This window comes from Streptomyces sp. NPDC000983 (genome assembly GCF_040299205.1).
GTDB lineage: Bacteria > Actinomycetota > Actinomycetes > Streptomycetales > Streptomycetaceae > Streptomyces.
Map to the genome: position 1 here is coordinate 94,658 of NZ_JBEPBM010000026.1, position 18,530 is coordinate 113,187.

An 18,530-nucleotide genomic window follows, 5' to 3' on the forward strand; every position below is an offset into this window, starting at 1 on the left:
GAGCGCGTGCCACTGCCGTGTCATCGCCGCCCGGCCACGGCATGTATCACCCGCGCTGCCCATCCGGAGGGGGAGTGAGGGCGGGCGCCGCGGCGAAGGCCGCCAGTTCCGCGGCGTCGCGCGGACCGGGTGTCCCCTCGTCCAGCAGTCCGTGCGCGCGCAGCAGTTGGGCCGCCGCAACTCCCCAGGGCAGCCGCAGCCCCGCCTGGTGCAGCAGGTCCGTGCGGGCCAGAGTGGTCCGCGCGGGCCCGGTGTGCACCCCGGAAGGGGTCAGCAGCGCCGCCTCGTCGGCCCAGCGCAGCGCCAGGTCCACGTCGTGGGTGGCCATCACCACCGTCGTGCCGGACGCGCGCAGCCCGTCCAGTGTGGCGAGCAGACGTTCCTGGCCGTCGGGGTCCAGACCGGCGGTCGGCTCGTCCAGGATCAGCACCCGGGGGCGCATCGCGACGGCGCCCGCGATCGCGGTGCGCTTGCGCTGGCCGTACGACAGCAGATGCGTCGGACGGTCGGCGAGCGGCGTGATGTCCAGCGCGGCGAGCGCCTCCTCGACCCGCGCCCGCACCTCGCCGTCGGCGAGGCCGAGGTTGAGCGGGCCGAAGGAGACGTCCTGGGCGACGGAGGCGGCGAACAGCTGGTCGTCCGGGTCCTGCACCACCAACTGCACCGTCGTCCGCAGCCGGGTCAGCCCCTTGCGGTCGTAGGTGACCGCCGTGCCCTCCACCGTCAGCCGCCCCTCCCGCGGCCTGAGTCCGCCGCTGAGCAGCCGCATCAGCGTGGTCTTGCCGGTGCCGTTGCGGCCCAGCAGCGCCAGTGCGCGCCCCTCGCGCACATCGAAGTCGAGACCGCTGAGGACGTCGGGGCCGTCCTCGTAGGCGTAGGCGGCACCCCGCAGGGCGACCAGGGCGGAGGGCTCGCTCATGACAGGGACTTCTCCAGTACGAGGGTGAGGGCGGCCAGCGCCGCGAGGAGGGCGCAGCTCGCCGCCGTGAAGCGGACGGAGACCCGCGCCTCGGGCACGAGGACATGCAGGGTGCCGTCGTAGCCGCGTCCGGCGAGCCCGGCCTGGAGGCGGGCCGCCCGGTCGAAGGCGCGCACGAACGCGGTCGCGCCGAGCCCGGCCAGCGAGCGCCACTCCGCCGACCGGCTGGTGTGCCCGAGCCGGGCGGCCTGCGCCTCCCGGATCCGCCGTACGGAGTCGAGGAGCAGGAAGCTCATCCGGTACGTCACCAGGGCGACGTCCACGACCGGGGCCGGCACCCCCGCCCGCACCAGACGGGGCAGCAGGTCCGACATCGGCGTGGTGAACGCGAACAGCAGCACGCCGAGGGAGGCGGCCGAGGTCCGCAGCAGCAGCTCCCCGGCGCGCAGCCCGCCGTCGTCGGCGAGCGAGACGAAGCCCTCCGGCCCGCCGACCTGCACGAGCAGGGTGGCCGCGCCCGTCACCGAGAAGCCCAGCGGCACCCGGTAGGCCCGCCACAGGCGCCGCGCGGGCACCCCCGCCGGGCCGAGCAGCACCGCGACGGCGGTGACCAGGACCAGTACGGCACCGGGCCAGGGCGGCAGCGAGATCGCGAGCACGGTCAGACCGAGCCCGAGCACGGCCTTGTCCACGGGATGACGGCGGCGCCAGCGACTGCTGTGCGCCGCCGCGTCGATCGGCAGCACGCGGGATCAGTCCTGGTCGGCCCGCGAGGTCACGGTGACACCGCCGGACGTGTCCCCGCCGTCCGCCACCCGGTCCAGCGCCCGCCGCTCGCCCTGCCGCCGCCCCCGGCGCAGGCCGAAGTAGTAGGCGAGGACACCGGCCCCGAGGGCGGCCTGGAAGCTGAACAGGGCCGACTCGATCTCACCGGACGGCGGTTCGTACAGGGGCGAGAACCAGGGCTCGTAGTCCGGCTGGAGCTCGGTGATCGCCGTCTCCGCCTCGCCGTCGGCACCCGCGAACGGTTCCTCCTTGTGGTCGCCGAGGCCCAGCGCGAGCGGCAGCACCGCGAGCGCCGCCACGACCAGCAGCAGCAGGAGGTTGATCCTGGTGTTCCTCTTCATCGCGCCACCGCCTCGGTCTCGGTCTCGGTCTTCGTCCGGGTCTGCCGCCGGGTGAGGAGCACACCCAGCCGGGTCAGTTCGCCCTTGCTGGACTGCACCAGCAGTCGCATCACGAGCACGGTGAGCAGGCCCTCGCTGACCGCGAGCGGGATCTGGGTGACGGCGAAGATGGAGCCGAACTTGCCGAGCGCGCCGAGGAATCCACTGCTCGGGTCGGGGAAGGCGAGCGCCAGCTGGACGCTGGTGACGCAGTAGGTGGACAGGTCGGCGACGAACGCGCCGAAGAAGACGGCGACCATCAGCGGCACGTCGTAGCGGCGCAGGAGCCGGTAGACGGCGTATCCGGCCCAGGGTCCGACGATCGCCATGGAGAAGACGTTCGCGCCGAGGGTGGTCAGGCCGCCGTGCGCGAGCAGCAGCGCCTGGAAGAGCAGGGTGATGGTGCCCAGCACCGCCATGATCGGCGGCCGGAACAGGATGGCGCCCAGCCCCGTGCCGGTGGGATGGGAGCAACTCCCGGTCACCGAGGGCAGTTTGAGCGCGGACAGTACGAAGGTGAAGGCACCGGAGGCGCCCAGGAGCAGCGTGCTCTCCGGGTTCTCCCTGACTTCACGGGTGAGCGACCGAACTCCGTGGACGACGAAGGGCGCGGACGCGACGCTCCAGGCGACCGCGTGCGCCGGAGGCAGAAATCCCTCGGCTATGTGCATGGCTCAGCAGACCCTCTCCAGCACCTCGTGGATGGTTGACGCGCCTTGGCCGGTCTCCTGGCTGACGGGTGACACCGCCCGTGACTCCGCCTTCCCGGGTCCCGAAGGACCCAGTGGCTGCCCGTGAGGGCTGGAGCCGGACTTCCCGATCACAGTGGCGAGGGCCGCACCGGTATCGCACCGGATTTCCCGTTCACCAAGGCGTGGTGACAGTAGTGCCTGATCAGGTTGGCTGACAAGCGCTCCTCGGGGGCGCAAGGGCGGCGCACGCAAGCTCGCGCTCCGGCGCGCCCCCGTGGAGCGTGGCGTCAGTCCCAGCTGTATCCGTCGCCGAAGTTGAGGGTGTGTTCGAGGACGTCCTCCAGCGGGTCGTTGACGTCGACGCCGCTGACCACGGAGACCACGGGCGCGTTGTTGGTGACGTTGAGCTGGGGGCCGTCGTGGGCGGCGGCCTGCGTGGCACCGGTCCCGGCGACGAACGTGGCGGCCAGGGCGGCGGGGACGAGGGTGACGCGTGCGCGCATGAAGGCGCTCCTCCGAGATCGGAATCACACGGGCGTGGGGTCCGATCGCGACCTACCGCACGCGGGGCCCGCGATGTCACCGCGGGTGCGCGATTCACCTGTACGGGTCCGGTGGTCCGGCCGTGTGCCACGGGCCGAGGGATCCGTCACAGCGACGGCGCGCTCCTCGTCTCAACTCCCGCCGTCTCCCGGGACCGGCCCGAGGGTGAACTCCACCTCGTCGAACCGGTGCCCGTTGACCTGGAGTTGTACGGCGTGTGTGCCCGGGTGGTAGACGCGTGTGGTGATGGGGCGGAAGGAGTGGGTGCGGGTCAGCTCCGCCGACTCGCCGGGTGCCAGGTCGCGCCGGGTGAGTTTGAAGACCTTGGGCGCCGTCCGGCCGTTCGCCTTCATGTGGTGGACGACGTAGTCGACGGAGAGGGAGACCGGTCCGGCGGAGACATTGGTGATGTGCGCGGTGAACGCCAGGGTTCCGCCCATGGGGATCCGGGTCTCCGTCACGACCGGACCGACCACCTTGAGATCGTCCCGGCCGCCGTGGAACCCGACGAGTTCCAGGGCGGCCGGTTCACCGGCCTTGACGAGCGTGCGCATCGCGTGCCGGACCAGGGCGGGCGTGGTCGGGTCCGGGCCGCGCAGCCACCGGGCCGCGACCGAGGTCGCCAGGTGTACGTCGAGGCGGGAGATGTCGTTGAGGTGGTTGGCCACCGAGCGGCGCACGTCCTCCGACGTGTCGGTGTGCAGGGCGTCCAGCAGCGGGACGGTGACCCGTGGGTCACGGTTGATCGAGGGGACCTGGCGGGCCCAGGGGAGCCGGGGGCGGGTGCCTTCGCTCGCCAGCCGCCGTACGGCCGGGTCGGGGGATGCCGTCCAGGCGCGGGCGGCGGCCAGGGTGCGGTCGAGGTCGGCGACGAGGAAGGTCCGCAGCGCGAACTCGGCGGTCAGCCGGGGCGTGAGCCGGGCGAGCAGGTCGAGCCCGTCGTCGAAGGCGTCGTGGTCGACGAACATGGACGCGGGGGCTGACGTGTCGTCGGAGGGCCGGTCGCCGCCGGCTCCGGTGGCCGCCGCGGCGACGGCCTCGGTCACCGGCCACACCATCCAGCCCGTCAGTTCCGGGTCGGCGAGGGCGGCGCGCACGGCCTGCGCCAGGCGCGCGTGGTCCCGGTCGCAGTCGGCCAGCAGTGCCTCGCCCACGGCGCGGGCCCGCCCGCTGACGCTCAGCTCCCCGAGCGCCGCAGCACTGTCCTCGACGCAGCGCCATGACGAGGTCCCGGGCGAGCGCCTGCGCAGGACGGCGGCGAGCCGACGGATCTCGTCGGCACTGATCAGCTCATCGGCGGTGGGCACGGGCACTCCCGGGTCGGCGCTGGGGGCAGGGGCACCGCCAGTATCGCCGCCCGTTCGCCCCTGCGGGGCCGCCACGCACCGATGGTGCGTGGCGGCCGGGCGGCCCGGACCAGGGCTCGGGGAGGGTCAGGAGAACGGGTCCAGCGTCACGTACGCCTGACGCGGGCTGCCGTCGTGGACCAGGGACTCGTGGTGGCCGACGTCGTCGAAGGCGAAGCCGTACGCCTTACCGTCCGCCATGCGCTCATGGATGATCCTGGAGTAGTGGTTGGTCACCCCGTCCTTGTAGAAGTTGGCGGCGTTGGTGTCGGGCTGGTTGGCGTTGGTGAGCAGGGTGGAGCGGTTGAAGCCGGCGCACAGGGTGCGCGAAATGGGGCCGCGCACCAAGTCGTTGGGGGCGTCCAGGAGCCGGTGACAGCCGAAGACGCTCGGTGCGTCGGGCTTCTGGAAGCTGGTGACGACCGCTCCGGAGGAGTTGGTGAAGTTCATGACACCGCCGGAGACCCTGCCGTAGTACTTGGTGTTCGGCTGGTCGGCGAACGGGGTCACCGTGAGGGTGGTCGTGGCGTACTTCTGCCAGACGCGGTTGATGTAGTCGTTCAGGACGCCGGCGGGCAGCGCGCCGGTCTCCAGACCGTAGGTGGGGGAGAGGGCCCGCAGGACGGTGCCGTCGGAGCGGGTCTGGATCAGACCGCCCCAGCCGCCCGACTGGGCGCGCAGCGCGCTGAACACCCCGTTGTAACCGCCGGACTTGAGCCGTCCGGTGCTGGCGACGCTGCCGTCGGCCCGCTGCACGCCGACGGAGTAGGGCGCGGAGAACATGTCCACCTGGGTGCTGTTGATCCACAGTCCGCTGTCGTTGAGCGTGAACTCGGACCAATTGAAGAGGATGTTGCGGTTCGGGTCGGACGGGTTCTGCACCGCCGGCTGCACCAGTCCGCCGGTGGCCAGCTTGAACACGAGCTTCTGACCGTAGGAGAAGTAGACCCGGCCGCCCCCGAGCTTGGGGATCGTGATCGTCCTGGACTGGCCGTTGGCGGGGCCCGCTATGGACGCGTCGGGCGCCGGGACCGGCGGGTTGCCGCCGGCCGGCCAGGGGTGGAACGTACCGCCGGCGTCGGCCCAGCCGAGTCGTCCGGTGGTCAGGCTGGTGCCGAGGACATAGACGTATACGGCGTCGCCACGGCCCGAGTTGTTGGTGATCTTGAGGGGGATGGTCGCCGGCACGGCCGCTGCCGCGGACGAGGGGCCGCTGAGCGACAGCAGGGTGCCGAGCAGGAGCAGCACGGCCGCGGTGGAGAGCGCCGACAGACGTCGGCGGAGGCTTGGGGGCATGCGTGGTCTCCCTGTGCGGAGGGAACGGGTGGGGGGTTGGTCCGGACCACTGAGAGCGCTCTCAGCGTTGCGCGAGGATGCGTTCATGTCAATGAGGGTGGCGAGGGGAGCGGCAATCCCGGGCGCCGGGAGCGCAGGTCCACCAGCCCGACACGGCTCGCCCCGGCGAACCGGCTCGACCCGGACCGGTTGGAGGCGCCGGGGGCCCGCCGCCCGCTGGCTCGGAAGGGCCCGGTGCTGGTGGGCCCCGTCTCCCGCTCGCTCGCCGTGGACCTGCCTCCCGCCGGCTCGACTGTGCGCGGTGGTCGTGGACCCGCCTCCCGTTCGCTCGCCGTAGGCCCGCCTCCCGGCGGCTCGGCTGTGCCCGGTCCCGGTCGGGCTTCCGTCGCCGGCTCGGCTGTACCCGGTGCCGAGGGCCCGCCTCCCGCTGGCTCGGCGGGGCCTGGTCACCGTGGGCTCGCCTGTCGCTGGCTCGCTGTGGACCCGCCTCCCGTTGGCTCGCCGTAGGCCCGCTTCCCGGCGGCTCGGCTGTGTCCGGTCACGGTCGGCCTTCCCTCGCCGGCTCGGCTGTGCCGGGGGCCCGCCTCCCGCCGGCTCGGCGGGGCCTGGTCACCGCGGACCCGCCTCCCGCCGGCTCGCCGTGGGTCCGCCTCTCGTGGGCGCGACCGTGTCGGGTCACCGTGAGTCCGCCCCCGCCAACCCGGCTGCGCCCGGTAACCGTCGCCCCCCGCCAACCCGGCTGCACCCCGTCACCGTCGCCCCCCCGCCGACCCGGCCGTGCCCGGTCGCCGTCGCCCCGTCTTCCACCGGCTCCGCTTGCGAGTACCCGGGTGGCGCGTTTTCGTGGAAGCGAATGTCGCCGACCAGGAGCACTCCATGTCGATGCCGCCCTTCGGTTTCAGCTCGTCGGATCCCTTCAGCGACATGCTGAACCGCTTCTTCGGGATGTCGCCCGCCTCCTCACCACCTGCGGTGCAGCGGGTGCCGATCGGCCGGCTGCTGACCGAGTCCTCGCAGGAACTGCTCAACCTCGCCGCGCGCAAGGCCGTCGAGGACGGCACGTCCGACCTCGACACCGAGCACCTGCTGTGGGCGGCGGCCAAGGTCGACCCATCCCGCGGGCTGCTGGCCCAGGCCGGAGTGGATCCCGACGCCCTCGCGGACCAGATCGCCAAGGTGCTTCCCGGCGAGTCCGCCACCCCGTCGGCGGAGCCCGGACTGACCCCGGCCGCCAAGCGCACCCTCGGCGCGGCCTACGCCCGTTCCCAGGCCGCCGGGGCCTCGTACATCGGCCCCGAGCACATCCTCAAAGCCCTGCTGGACGGCGACAACTCCGGCGCGGCCCGGATGCTCCGCTCCGAGGGGCAGGACGTGAAGAAGCTGGCCTCGGTCGCGGACCAGGCGGCGCCCGCCCGGGGCGAGGGCGCGCCCGCCGGCCGCCGCGAGCCGGCCACGACGCTGGAGGAGTTCGGCCGGGACCTCACGGAGGAGGCGAAGGCGGGCAAGCTGGACCCGGTGGTCGGACGCGCCGAGCAGATCGAACAGACCGTCGAGATCCTCTCGCGTCGCTCCAAGAACAACCCCGTCCTGATCGGCGAGCCCGGCGTCGGCAAGACGGCGATCGTGGAGGGCCTCGCCCAGCGCATCGTCGCCGGGGAGGTGCCGGGAACGCTCAAGGACAAGCGGGTGATCTCCCTCGACCTGTCCGGCATGGTCGCGGGCGCCCAGTACCGCGGCCAGTTCGAGGAGCGGCTGAAGAAGGTCATCGAGGACGTCCAGAAGGCCGAGGGCGAGATCATCCTCTTCATCGACGAACTGCACACGGTGGTCGGCGCGGGCGCGACCGGCGAGGGTTCGATGGACGCCGGCAACATGCTCAAGCCCGCCCTGGCGCGCGGTGAGCTGCACGTCGTGGGCGCGACGACCATCGACGAGTACCGCAAGTACGTGGAGAAGGACGCCGCGCTGGAACGGCGCTTCCAGCCGGTGCTGGTGCCCGAGCCCACGGTCGAGGAGACGGTGCTGATCCTGGAGGGCCTGCGCGACGCCTACGAGGCGCACCACCAGGTCCGCTTCACCGACGAGGCGCTGGCGGCGTCCGCCGAGCTGTCCGACCGCTATGTCAGCGACCGCTTCCTGCCGGACAAGGCGATCGACGTCATGGACCAGGCGGGCGCGCGGGTACGGCTGCGCAGCGCCGGGCGGTCCACCGAGGTCGTCAGCCGCGAGGACCGGATCGCCAAACTCCGTCGCGAGCAGGAACAGGCCGTCACCGCCGAGGACTTCGAGCGGGCCGCAGGGCTCAAGCGGGACATCGCCGAGGTGGAGGGCGAACTCGCCGGGATCGAGGAACGGCGCGAGGGCGTCGTCACCGTGACCGCCCGCGACATCGCCGACGTGGTCTCACGCCGTACCGGCATCCCCGTGGCGCAGCTGACGGAGAGCGAGAAGGAGCGCCTGCTGAAGCTTGAGGAGGAGATGCACGCGCGGATCGTCGGCCAGGACGAGGCCGTCGTGGCGGTCTCGCAGGCGGTGCGCCGCAACCGCGCGGGCATGGGCGACCCGAACCGCCCGGTCGGCTCCTTCCTCTTCCTCGGCCCGACCGGCGTCGGCAAGACCGAGCTGGCCAAGACGCTGGCCGAGCTGCTCTTCGGCGACGAGGACCGCATGGTCCGGTTCGACATGAGCGAGTTCCAGGAGAAGCACACCGTCGCCCGGCTGGTCGGCGCGCCGCCCGGATACGTCGGCTACGAGGAGGCCGGCCAGCTCACCGAGAGGGTCCGGCGCCAGCCGTACAGCGTGGTGCTCTTCGACGAGGTCGAGAAGGCGCACCCGGACGTCTTCAACACCCTGTTGCAGATCCTCGACGACGGCCGCCTCACCGACGGCCAGGGCCGCACGGTCGACTTCCGGCACACGGTCATCATCATGACGTCCAACATCGGCGCCCACCGCATCCTCGACCACAAGGGCGACACGTCCGAGATCAAGGACGAGTTGATGGACGAGCTCAAGGCGCGGTTCCTGCCCGAGTTCCTCAACCGCATCGACGACATCATCGTTTTCCACGCCCTCACCGCGGACGACCTCTCCCGGATCGTGGACCACCTGCTGGACCGCAGCGAGCACCGGGTGCGCGCCCAGGGTGTCGGGCTGGAGGTCACCGAGGACGCGAAGAAGCTGCTCATCGCCCACGGTCACCAGCCCGAGTTCGGGGCCCGTCCGCTGCGCCGCACGATCCAGACCGAACTGGACAACCGCATCGCCGAGTTGCTGCTCGCCGGCGAGGCGGACCCGGGCGACACCATCGTCGCCCACATCAAGGACGACTCCCTGCACTGCACCGTCCGCAAGCCCGAGGCACAGGACGGGACACCGGCCGCGGACAAGCCCTGACGTCCGGCGGCGCCACGGGTGCGCCGCACCCCTTCGAGGAGGCAGCAATGGTCCGTCATCACAAGGCCAACAAAGAGGTCGAGGGCGATCCGGACACCGGTCACAGCCGTGGGCTGCCCCGCCGTCCGGACGACGAGCTGCTGGAGCAGATGACCGCGCAGGACCGGGAACACCTCGGTCTGCCCAGGGAGGGCAGCGGCTCCGCGGACGGCCGGCCGTACTAGGGCCTGTCGTCGAATTCCCGTCGAGCGCCGGGCAGTCCGGCGCTCGACGGCCCGAACGGTCAGGCGCCCAGGGACACGACCGTCGCGTTCTCCCGCCCGCCGGGAGTGTCGTAGCCGACGGTGTCACCGACGTGGTGTCCGAGGAGGGCGCCGCCCAGAGGGCTGTCGGCCGTCACCAGGTTCTGGTCGAGGGACTCGGCCACCTCGCCGATGGAGAGCACCTGTTGGCTGCCGTCCTCGAACCGTACGGTCACCGTGCTGCCGACACCCACCACGCCGGTGGGCGGCGGACCGGCCGTGCCCGTCTGCCGCAGCCGCAGGGCGAGGTCGTCGATCCGGGCGTCCAGGCGCCGGAGTTCGTCGGCACGCTGCAACTCGTCGGCCTGGTCGGCGCTGTCGCCCACCGTGTCCGAGGAGTCCTGGAGCGTCGCGGCGACCGTCTGCCGCTCGGCGCGAGCATCGGCGAGTTCCTCCTCCAGTGCGCGACGGGCCTCGGCGCTGATCGGTTCGGGTCCGCTCGTCATGACCGCTCCTCTCCTCCGACACTGGCCTGAAATGTGCGATTCGGGCAATTTTCGAGCATATCAACGCGGGCTCCGTCCGGGCCGCATGGCGAGGTCCGAGGGACCGGAATAGCCTGGGTCAAAGTGCCGCGAACCCGGCGCATCGCTCCGTTCGGCTGCCGGAAGGTGACTGCCTTGAACGCCTCCCACGAGGACCAGGGGCCGGAGCGGCTCGAATCCCGCGTGGGCCCCAAGCCCGGGGAAGAGCCGCAGTTCAAGCCCTACCACCACCCCGCCGCCGGGTGGGGCGCCGCCGACAGCGTCACGCGGTTCCTGCTCCGCGAGCGCGCGCTGCTCGACGGCCCGCGCGCGATCATGAAGATGAACCACGAGAACGGCGGTTTCGACTGTCCCGGATGCGCCTGGCCGGACGACACCAAGGGGCTGAAGCTCGACATCTGCGAGAACGGCATCAAGCACGTCACCTGGGAGATGACGCGCAAGCGTGCCGACCGCGACCTCTTCGCCCGCCACTCGGTGAGCGAGCTGTCCACCTGGAGCGACTTCGAGCTGGAGAACGAGGGCCGGCTGACCGAGCCGATGGTCTACGACGCCGACAGCGACCACTACGTCCCGATCTCCTGGCGGGACGCGTTCGAACTGGTCGGGCGGACGCTGCGCGAACTCGACGACCCGGACCGGGCGGCGTACTACACCTCCGGGCGGCTCGGCAACGAGGCCACGTTCCTCTACCAGTTGATGGCCAGGGAACTCGGCACGAACAACCTGCCGGACTGCTCCAACATGTGCCACGAGGCCAGCGGCCGCGCGCTCCAGGCGTCCCTCGGCACCGGCAAGGGCACGGTCGACCTCAAGGACTGGGAGGCCACGGACGCCCTGTTCATCCTCGGCGTGAACGTCGCCTCCAACGCGCCCAGGATGCTCACCTCGCTGGTCGAGGCGCAGCACCGCGGTGCCCAGATCGTGCACGTCAACCCGCTGATCGAGGCGGCCGCCCGAAAGGCGATCATCCCGCACGACTTCAAGGACATGGCCACCTTCCACGCCACCCGCACCGGCACGCTCAACCTCCAGGTGCGCGTCGGCGGCGACATGGCCCTGCTCCGCGGCATGGCCAAGGCCGTGCTGGAACAGGAGCGGACCGACCCCAAGGCGCTCGACCGGGAGTTCGTCGACCGGCACACCACCGGCTTCGAGGACTACCGCAAGCTCTGCGAGGCCACGCCGTGGGAGGAACTGGAACGCCAGTCCGGACTCGCCCGCGCCGACATCCTCAAGGCGGCCCGTGTCTACACCGACGCCGACCGCAGCATCGTCAGCTGGTGCCTGGGCGTCACCCAGCACGAGCACGGCGTCGACACCGTCCGGGAGATCGTCAACCTCCTGCTGCTGCGCGGCAATCTCGGCCGCGAGGGCGCCGGACCGTCCCCCGTGCGCGGCCACAGCAATGTCCAGGGCAACCGCACCTGCGGCATCGATCACCGGCCCACCGAGGAGTTCCTGGCCCGGCTGGGAGAAGTCTGCGAGTTCGACCCGCCCCGCCGGCACGGCCTGGACACGGTGGGCACCATCAAGGCCATGCACGAGGGCGGCATCAAGGTGTTCATCGGCATGGGCGGCAACTTCGCCCTCGCCGCCCCCGACACCCCGTTCACGTACGAGGCGCTGCGCCGCTGCGACCTGACCGTCCAGGTGAGCACGAAGCTCAACCGCAGTCACCTCGTGCACGGCAGGCAGGCCCTGATCCTGCCCTGCCTGGGGCGTACCGAGAAGGACCATCAGCGCGGCGGCGTCCAGGCCACCTCCGTCGAGGACTCCATGTCCATGGTCCACCTGTCGACCGGCATGAAGCGGCCCGCCTCCAAGCACCTGCTCTCGGAGCCCGCGATCATCGCCGGGATGGCCCGGGCCGCACTGCCCGACAGCCCCACCCCCTGGGACTGGTACGTCGAGGACTACGACCGCATCCGCGACACCATGGCCCGCGCCCTCGACGGGTTCGAGGACTTCAACCGCCGGGTCCGGCTGCCGCTCGGGTTCCGCATCAAGCAGCCCGCCCGCGAACTGGTCTTCCTCACCCCCTCGGGGCGCGCCGAGTTCTCCACCGCCCCGCTGCCCGACGTGGTGCCCGAACCGGGCACGCTGGCGCTCGGCACCATGCGCTCCCACGACCAGTGGAACACCACCATCTACTCGGACGACGACCGCTACCGCGGCATCAGGAACCTGCGCGAACTGGTCTTCATGAACCAGGACGACATGCGCGAACGCGGACTCGACGAGTTCGACCCGGTCGACATCGTCGCCACGGCCAAGGACGGCACCAACCGGTCCCTGAACGGTTTCCTCGCCGTCCCGTACGCCGTTCCCCGCGGCTGCGCCGCCGGTTACATGCCCGAGATGAACGTGCTGATCGCTCTCGCCGACTACAGCACCCAGAGCGACCAGCCGATCATGAAACACGTCAAGGTCCGCATCACCGCGGCCACTTGACCCACGAGGGATTCCCTCAATTCCCCCCGGGAGGTACGCATGTCCTCGAAGCGACGCCGCAAGAAGAAGTCCCGCCGCAAGCACGCCGCCAACCACGGACGCCGTCCGCAGTGCTGACCACCCCTGCGGCGCCCACCCGGGCGCCGCAGGCCGACGGCCCCGCCCCCACCCCGGCCAGGCCCGCCGCCTCCGCTCAGCCCCGCCGCTCCGCGACGTCACGGGCCCTGGAGTCCGCGTCCCGCAGCAACTGCCGACGGTGCGCGCCCCCGGGCCAGGAGTGCGAACCGGGCTTGCGCGCCTCATGGGCCAGATGCCGGACACTGGCCCGGCACGACACCTCCTTCAGCAGAGCCCCCGCCCGGCCGGGCACGTAGAGCCGGGTCGCCGTGTCGTCCTTGCGGCCGATCTGGAAGATGCCGGCGCCGCGGCCGAAGCTGAGGCACATCGCCGGGAACGACAGGTCCACCGGCGTGGGCTCCTCGCCCGCCAGCCGGTGCAGGACCGTGTCGGCGGCATGCGCGCCCAGGCAGCCCGCGGCATACGCGCTCATCCGGAACGGCAGGTCCGAGGGCGCCGCCGAGTCCCCGGCGGCGACGATGCGCTCGTCGTCGACGCTGGTCAGCGTCTCGTCGGTGATCAGGCGGCCCGCCGCGTCCACGCTCAGCCCGCTGCGCGCGGCGAGATCCGGCACCCCGAACCCCGCCGTCCACACGGTGACCCGGCTCGGCAGCTCGCGCCCGTCGGCGAGCCGTACGGCCTCCCCGGTCACCGCCGTGACCTCGGTGCCGGCGCCGTCGAGGACGGTCACCCCGGCCCGGCCGAGGTATCCCAGTGCCGTGCGCCGGGCCCGCGGATGCAGGTACGGGCCGAGGACGCCGCCGCAGAGCAACGTCACCCGGCGTCCCCGCCCGGCCAGTTCGGCCGCCGTCTCGATCCCGGTGGGCCCTCCGCCGACGACCGTCACCGCGGCCGTCGTCGGCGTGTCCGCCAGCACCGACCGCAGCCGCTGCGCCGCTTCGAGCGTGGCTACCGAGTGGGCGAACCGCGCCACTCCGGGGACCTCGGCGCCGGCCCCGGTGCTGCCGGCCGCGTAGACGAGGAAGTCGTAGTCGGTGCGGCCGCCGCTCGCCGCGACCACGACGCGCTCGGCGGCGTCGATCCGTTCCACGGCCTCGACCACCAACCGGGCGCTCCCGGTGAGGACTTCGCCGTAGTCGACGATCCCGTCATGGGTGCCGGCGGCGAGCTGGTGCAGGCGCAGCCGCGGCACGAACGTGGGGCGCGGGTTGAAGACGGTCACGGTCAGGTCGGCGCGCCGCGTCAGGCGGTTGGCCGCCATCACACCGGCGTAGCCGCCACCGATCACGACGACGCGAGTCTGCTTCGGCATGGTCACTCCTCCGTGTCCAGGGGTTCGACCTAGGGACACCGGCCGGCCGTCACCTGTGACACGGTGTGACGCGGGTCACCGCGATGGGCGCCCGGGGCGCGAACCGCCCTGCCCCGAAACCGCGTTGTTGTCGTTCCGTCTCCCCTCTCCAGGCACTGGGTCTCCGGTCGCCCCGTCGAGGGACCGGCCGCGGTGCTCCCTGGGCGAGAGTCCGTACATGGCGCGGAACATACGGCTGAAATCGGAAGCGCGGGGCATCCCCCAGCGCGCGGCGACCGTCTGGATCGGAGTGCCGCGCAACGCGGGATCCGCCAGGTCGCGATGGGCCCTCTCCAGGCGTTGCGCACGGATCCAGGCGGCGACCGTCTCACCGTCCGGACCGGTGAAGACGCGGTGCAGGTGACTCAGCGAGACGTGGTGCTCCCGCGCGATCGCCGACGGAGTCAACTCAGGCTCGTGCAGGTTGCGTTGGACGAAGGCCCGGACCTGCTCGGTCAGCGCCTGCTGCCGGGTCCGCTCCGGCAGGCGGTCCTCGGCGTCGAGGAGCTGCGCGAACCAGGCCGACACCAGATCCAGCACGACCGTGCCCAGCCGGGGCGCCTCGGCCGGCGTCAGGGCAGCGGCCTGCGCCTCCAGACCGAGCAGGAACCCCGCGAGCAGCGCGCCCGTGCCCTCCCGTCCCGGCAGACCGCGCCCGAGCACCTCACGGACCCGGTCGGCCGGCAGCGGCAGCATCCGCCTCGGCAGGTCCACGGCCACGCCCTCGACGAAGCCGTGCTGCGGTCCGGCCCGGTAGGCCCGCACGTCGTAGGAACGCACGCTGTCGATGGCCGTCAGCGCGTGCGGGCCGATGACGGCCCGGCCCCCCTCGTGACTCACGGCCAGGCCCCCGTTCAGCATGAGGGTGACGTGGTACAGCTCGGGGTCGGACCCGCTCGTCGCCGCCCGCGGGGTGCGCAGGAAACGCGACGGCGGTATCGAGGTCTTCCACACCGTCACCTCGCCCAGCTCCATACGGTGCAACTCCGCCCGGAAATCGGCGACATGGGCGCTCGTCGCCTCGCACACCCGGGTCCGGGCGACCAACTCCCGCCAGCAGTCGAACCGGTCCTGCGCGGGCACGTCCTGACTGCGGAACACGGTCCCGATCACGGCCTCCCCCTCCGTTCCCCGGGCGGCCACCACCCCTCGGGCGGCCCGGCCCGAACAGGGTATGCAGGGCAGCGGCCATGAGCCTCGGCGAACTGGGACTGACGTCCCATCAAGAACTTCTGTACCGGCACCTGTTGCGCAACGCCCACGCCGACCCCGGCCGCGCGGCTGCCGAACTCGCGCTGCCGGACGCCACGCGGGTGATGACCGAACTGCGCTCACTGGGCCTGGTCGACGGCGAACTCACCGCGATCCCCCCGGTCGCCGCCGTCAACCTGCTGGTACGGCGGCGCATGGCCGAGGCGCAGCAACGGCTGACCGAGGTCGGCGGCGCCTGGGACGTCCTCGCCGAACTGGTCGAGGAGCACCGCAGCGGCCGCAGCGTGCGCATGGTGGAACACATCCCGGACGGCGAGACCGTGACCCTGCGCATGCACACCCTGCTGGTGCAGGAGCCCGGTGGGTTCGTCCACCTCAAGCCGCGCGCCAACGAGCCCGACGACGCCTACGACCCGTCCCCCTTCAAACGCCTGCTGGCCGCCGGCCTGCGCAGCCGGACCCTGTTCTCCCTGCACGCGCTGGAGGACCCGGAACAGCGGACGTACGCCCGCTCCTGGCACGCCCTGGGCGATCTGCACCGGGTCACCGCCGAGCCCGTCCGGCACCTGGCCGTGATCAACAACACCGTCGCGTTCGTGCAGGCCGACCCCGACGATCCGTGGGCGGGCGCGCTCCAGATCCGGCAGCCCGGTGTCGTCGCCGTGCTGGCGGACGTGTTCGAGGGGATGTGGGACCGTGCCCAGGACCTGGACGACACCCGGCTGTCGTCCATGGAGCGAAGGGTGCTGGACGCGCTGACCCGGTACGACACCGACGACGCGGCGGCCCGCGCGATCGGCGTGTCGGTACGGAAGTTCCGCGGACATGTCGCCGAGCTGATGGGCCGCCTCCAAGCGAACACCCGCTTCCAGGCGGCCCTGCGCGCGAAGGAGCGGGGCTGGCTGTGAGCGGGCCGACGGGGGCGGCGGGAGCCGTGCCGGTTGCGAGGCCAGGTCACCGCCCCGGGGGAGCGGCCGCCCGGGTGACGCTCAGTGACGACGCGGAGTGAAGCGCGTGTCGGCTCGGCGCGCCTCCCCGGCCTGACTGTGCTACGGTTTCGGTGTTGCAGTTGTGGTACCCATGAACCTATGTGCGCCTGACGGGAATGCTTCTCCTCGGGCGCATTATTAGTTTTACCGGCATCTCCGGATGGGGCCTCTGCCTACAGAAGGAGAAAGACATGGCACAGGGAACCGTGAAGTGGTTCAACTCTGAAAAGGGTTTCGGCTTCATCGAGCAGGACGGCGGCGGCCCTGACGTCTTCGCCCACTACTCGAACATCGCCACCCAGGGCTTCCGTGAGCTCCAGGAAGGCCAGCGCGTCTCGTTCGACGTCACGCAGGGCCAGAAGGGCCCGCAGGCGGAGAACATCGTTCCCGCCTGATCGCCGGACGCATTTCGCTCACCGGGGTCCGCACCGTTTCGGCGCGGACCCCGGTTTGTGCTGTTTTTGAGGAAGGCAGAAATTCGCATGCCCCGCAGACCCCAGAAGCCGAACCGGCGGGCCTCCGCGCCCTCGCCGTCCGCGTCGGCGCCGAGGGAATTCCGGTTGCCGGAAAGCACGACACCCGCACTTCCCGCCGTCGAGGACTTCGCCGGTCTGGACATGCCGGCGGGGCTGCTGAAGACGCTCGCCGCCGAGGGCGTGACGACTCCCTTCCCCATCCAGGCCGCCACCCTGCCGAACTCGCTGGCCGGCCGTGACGTGCTCGGACGGGGCCGTACCGGGTCCGGCAAGACCCTCGCGTTCGGCCTCGCGCTCCTGGCCCGCACCGCCGGGCTGCGCGCCGAGCCCAAGGCCCCGCTGGCCCTGGTGCTGGTGCCGACCCGCGAACTCGCGCAGCAGGTGACGGACTCCCTCACCCCGTACGCGACCGCTGTGAACCTCCGCATGGCCACCGTCGTGGGCGGGCTGTCGATCACCAAGCAGGCCGCCACGCTCCGCCGCGGCGTGGAGGTCGTGGTGGCGAGCCCCGGCCGCCTCAACGACCTCGTCGAACGCGGTGACTGCGTCCTCGACGACGTCCGCATCACCGTGCTGGACGAAGCCGACCAGATGACCGACATGGGCTTCCTGCCGCAGATCACCAAGCTGATCCGCCAGGTACGGCCCGACGGGCAGCGCCTGCTCTTCTCGGCCACCCTGGACCGCAACATCGACCGCCTGGTGCAGCAGTTCCTGACCGACCCCGTGGTGCACTCCGTGGACCCGTCGGCCGGCGCGGTGACCACGATGGAGCACCACGTCTTCCACGTCATGGACGAGACCGACAAGAAGGCCGTCACCACGCGTATCGCGGCCCGTGACGGGCGGGTCATCCTCTTCCTCGACACCAAGCGGTCCGCGGACCGCCTCGCCAAGCGGCTGCTGGCCGTCGGCGTACGCGCCGCCGCCCTGCACGGCGGCCGCTCCCAGCCGCAGCGCAACCGCACCCTGGACCAGTTCAAGAACGGCCAGGTCACCGCCCTGGTGGCGACGAACGTCGCGGCCCGCGGCATACACATCGACGACCTCGACCTCGTCGTGAACGTCGACCCTCCGGCCGACCACAAGGACTATCTGCACCGCGGCGGCCGCACGGCGCGGGCCGGCGGCTCCGGCAGCGTCGTCACCCTGGTGCTGCCCGAGCAGAAGCGCGAGGTCACCAGGCTGATGTCGGACGCGGGCATCCGCCCGCGCACGGCGCGGCTGACGTCCGGCGACACGGAACTCGCCACCATCACCGGCGCCCGGGAGCCCTCCGGCGTCGCCGTCACCATCGAGGTTCCCCAGCCCGAGACCCCGCCGGCGACGCGCACCGCGCGCCGCACCGGCACGGGTACCGAGGGCGGCGGCCGCCCCGGTGGCGGCCGTCGGCCCCGCACGGGCGGGGGCGGCCAGGCGGCGTAGGCCGGGGCCGGGGGCGGGGGCGGGCGGGCCGGCGGCGGGGGGGGTTGGGGCGGCCGGACGGCGCAGGGTGCGGCCGGCAAGGCGACCGCGTCGGGTGGCACCGGCAGGGGCGCGGCCGGTGCCGCGGGCCGGTCGGCGTCGGCCGGCACGGGCAGGGCCGCCTCGGCTGCCGCCACCAAGGCGGGGAACCGGGGCTCGGACCGCCGTGCCGCGGCCCCGGCGAAGGACTCCGGTGGCGCGTCGGCGGCCGCCGGCCGCGGTGCCGCCCGGCGGTCGGGGTCCGGCCGCCCCAGGCGTGGCTCGGCCGGCACGGGGACCCGCTCCGCGGACCGCTGAGACGGCTCGCAGCGCTGGAGAGCGATAACGAAGAGAGGCGTGGCCACGGCGGAGAACCGCCGTG

The 18,530-nt window shown here is 72.2% G+C and carries 16 protein-coding genes, 1 pseudogene and 1 riboswitch; of the genes and pseudogenes, 7 read left to right on the forward strand and 10 right to left on the reverse strand.

Going from position 1 to position 18,530, the window contains the following annotated elements:
* Positions 1–46: 46 nt before the first annotated feature.
* The 7 genes from ABT296_RS26755 to ABT296_RS26785 form a co-directional block, all read right to left on the reverse strand.
* Positions 47–919, reverse strand: coding sequence for an ATP-binding cassette domain-containing protein (locus ABT296_RS26755; RefSeq protein WP_351931190.1), 873 nt, complete (start codon positions 917–919; stop codon positions 47–49).
* Positions 916–1,665: a cobalt ECF transporter T component CbiQ gene (gene cbiQ / locus ABT296_RS26760; RefSeq protein WP_351931191.1), complete on the reverse strand. Its 750-nt coding sequence runs from the start codon at positions 1,663–1,665 to the stop codon at positions 916–918. Before cbiQ ends, ABT296_RS26755 begins: the two co-directional genes overlap by 4 nt.
* A gap of 6 nt (positions 1,666–1,671) precedes the next feature.
* Complete coding sequence (locus ABT296_RS26765; RefSeq protein WP_351931192.1) at positions 1,672–2,046, reverse strand: energy-coupling factor ABC transporter substrate-binding protein; 375 nt, start codon at positions 2,044–2,046, stop codon at positions 1,672–1,674.
* Entirely contained in the window at positions 2,043–2,756 is a 714-nt protein-coding gene (locus ABT296_RS26770) for an energy-coupling factor ABC transporter permease (protein ID WP_351931193.1), read from the reverse strand. The genes ABT296_RS26765 and ABT296_RS26770 overlap by 4 nt, the downstream gene beginning before the upstream one ends.
* Positions 2,757–2,786: 30 nt before the next feature.
* Positions 2,787–2,972, reverse strand: a riboswitch (cobalamin riboswitch).
* Positions 2,973–3,064: 92 nt separating this feature from the next.
* Positions 3,065–3,280, reverse strand: coding sequence for a hypothetical protein (locus tag ABT296_RS26775; protein WP_351931194.1), 216 nt, complete (start codon positions 3,278–3,280; stop codon positions 3,065–3,067).
* Between the two features lie 171 nt (positions 3,281–3,451).
* A complete protein-coding gene (locus tag ABT296_RS26780; RefSeq protein ID WP_351931195.1) occupies positions 3,452–4,627 on the reverse strand; it encodes a DNA alkylation repair protein in 1,176 nt (391 codons plus the stop codon).
* A gap of 126 nt (positions 4,628–4,753) precedes the next feature.
* Positions 4,754–5,962: a glycoside hydrolase family 64 protein gene (locus ABT296_RS26785; RefSeq protein ID WP_351931196.1), complete on the reverse strand. Its 1,209-nt coding sequence runs from the start codon at positions 5,960–5,962 to the stop codon at positions 4,754–4,756.
* Positions 5,963–6,838: 876 nt separating this feature from the next.
* Between ABT296_RS26785 and ABT296_RS26790 the strand changes: the two genes are divergently transcribed.
* Together ABT296_RS26790 and ABT296_RS26795 are read left to right on the forward strand one after the other, a co-directional pair.
* Complete coding sequence (locus tag ABT296_RS26790; protein ID WP_351931209.1) at positions 6,839–9,358, forward strand: ATP-dependent Clp protease ATP-binding subunit; 2,520 nt, start codon at positions 6,839–6,841, stop codon at positions 9,356–9,358.
* A gap of 47 nt (positions 9,359–9,405) precedes the next feature.
* Positions 9,406–9,582 carry a hypothetical protein gene (locus tag ABT296_RS26795; RefSeq protein ID WP_351931197.1) on the forward strand — a complete coding sequence of 59 codons (177 nt, stop codon included), beginning with the start codon at positions 9,406–9,408 and terminating at the stop codon, positions 9,580–9,582.
* 59 nt (positions 9,583–9,641) lie between these two features.
* On the opposite strand, the gene ABT296_RS26800 is transcribed toward ABT296_RS26795, so the two are convergent.
* Positions 9,642–10,106 (reverse strand): GreA/GreB family elongation factor, encoded by a 465-nt coding sequence (locus ABT296_RS26800; RefSeq protein ID WP_351931198.1) that lies wholly within the window; start codon positions 10,104–10,106, stop codon positions 9,642–9,644.
* 174 nt (positions 10,107–10,280) lie between these two features.
* Between ABT296_RS26800 and ABT296_RS26805 the strand changes: the two genes are divergently transcribed.
* Both ABT296_RS26805 and ABT296_RS38755 read left to right on the forward strand, forming a co-directional pair.
* Positions 10,281–12,599 carry an FdhF/YdeP family oxidoreductase gene (locus ABT296_RS26805; RefSeq protein ID WP_351931199.1) on the forward strand — a complete coding sequence of 773 codons (2,319 nt, stop codon included), beginning with the start codon at positions 10,281–10,283 and terminating at the stop codon, positions 12,597–12,599.
* 39 nt (positions 12,600–12,638) lie between these two features.
* A complete protein-coding gene (locus ABT296_RS38755) occupies positions 12,639–12,716 on the forward strand; it encodes a hypothetical protein (RefSeq protein WP_466330927.1) in 78 nt (25 codons plus the stop codon).
* A gap of 76 nt (positions 12,717–12,792) precedes the next feature.
* Here ABT296_RS38755 and ABT296_RS26810 read toward each other — a convergent pair whose 3' ends face one another.
* Both ABT296_RS26810 and ABT296_RS26815 read right to left on the reverse strand, forming a co-directional pair.
* Positions 12,793–13,989: an NAD(P)/FAD-dependent oxidoreductase gene (locus ABT296_RS26810; protein WP_351931200.1), complete on the reverse strand. Its 1,197-nt coding sequence runs from the start codon at positions 13,987–13,989 to the stop codon at positions 12,793–12,795.
* A 75-nt stretch (positions 13,990–14,064) separates the two neighbouring features.
* Positions 14,065–15,141 (reverse strand): helix-turn-helix domain-containing protein, encoded by a 1,077-nt coding sequence (locus tag ABT296_RS26815; protein WP_351931201.1) that lies wholly within the window; start codon positions 15,139–15,141, stop codon positions 14,065–14,067.
* Between the two features lie 77 nt (positions 15,142–15,218).
* Here ABT296_RS26815 and ABT296_RS26820 point away from each other — a divergent pair, with 77 nt between their 5' ends.
* The 3 genes and pseudogenes from ABT296_RS26820 (at position 15,219) to ABT296_RS26830 (ending at position 18,466) form a co-directional block, all read left to right on the forward strand.
* Positions 15,219–16,148: a hypothetical protein gene (locus tag ABT296_RS26820; RefSeq protein ID WP_351931202.1), complete on the forward strand. Its 930-nt coding sequence runs from the start codon at positions 15,219–15,221 to the stop codon at positions 16,146–16,148.
* Between the two features lie 272 nt (positions 16,149–16,420).
* A complete protein-coding gene (locus ABT296_RS26825; RefSeq protein ID WP_007502648.1) occupies positions 16,421–16,624 on the forward strand; it encodes a cold-shock protein in 204 nt (67 codons plus the stop codon).
* An 87-nt stretch (positions 16,625–16,711) separates the two neighbouring features.
* Positions 16,712–18,466 (forward strand): annotated as a pseudogene (locus tag ABT296_RS26830) (DEAD/DEAH box helicase).
* Positions 18,467–18,530: the final 64 nt, after the last annotated feature.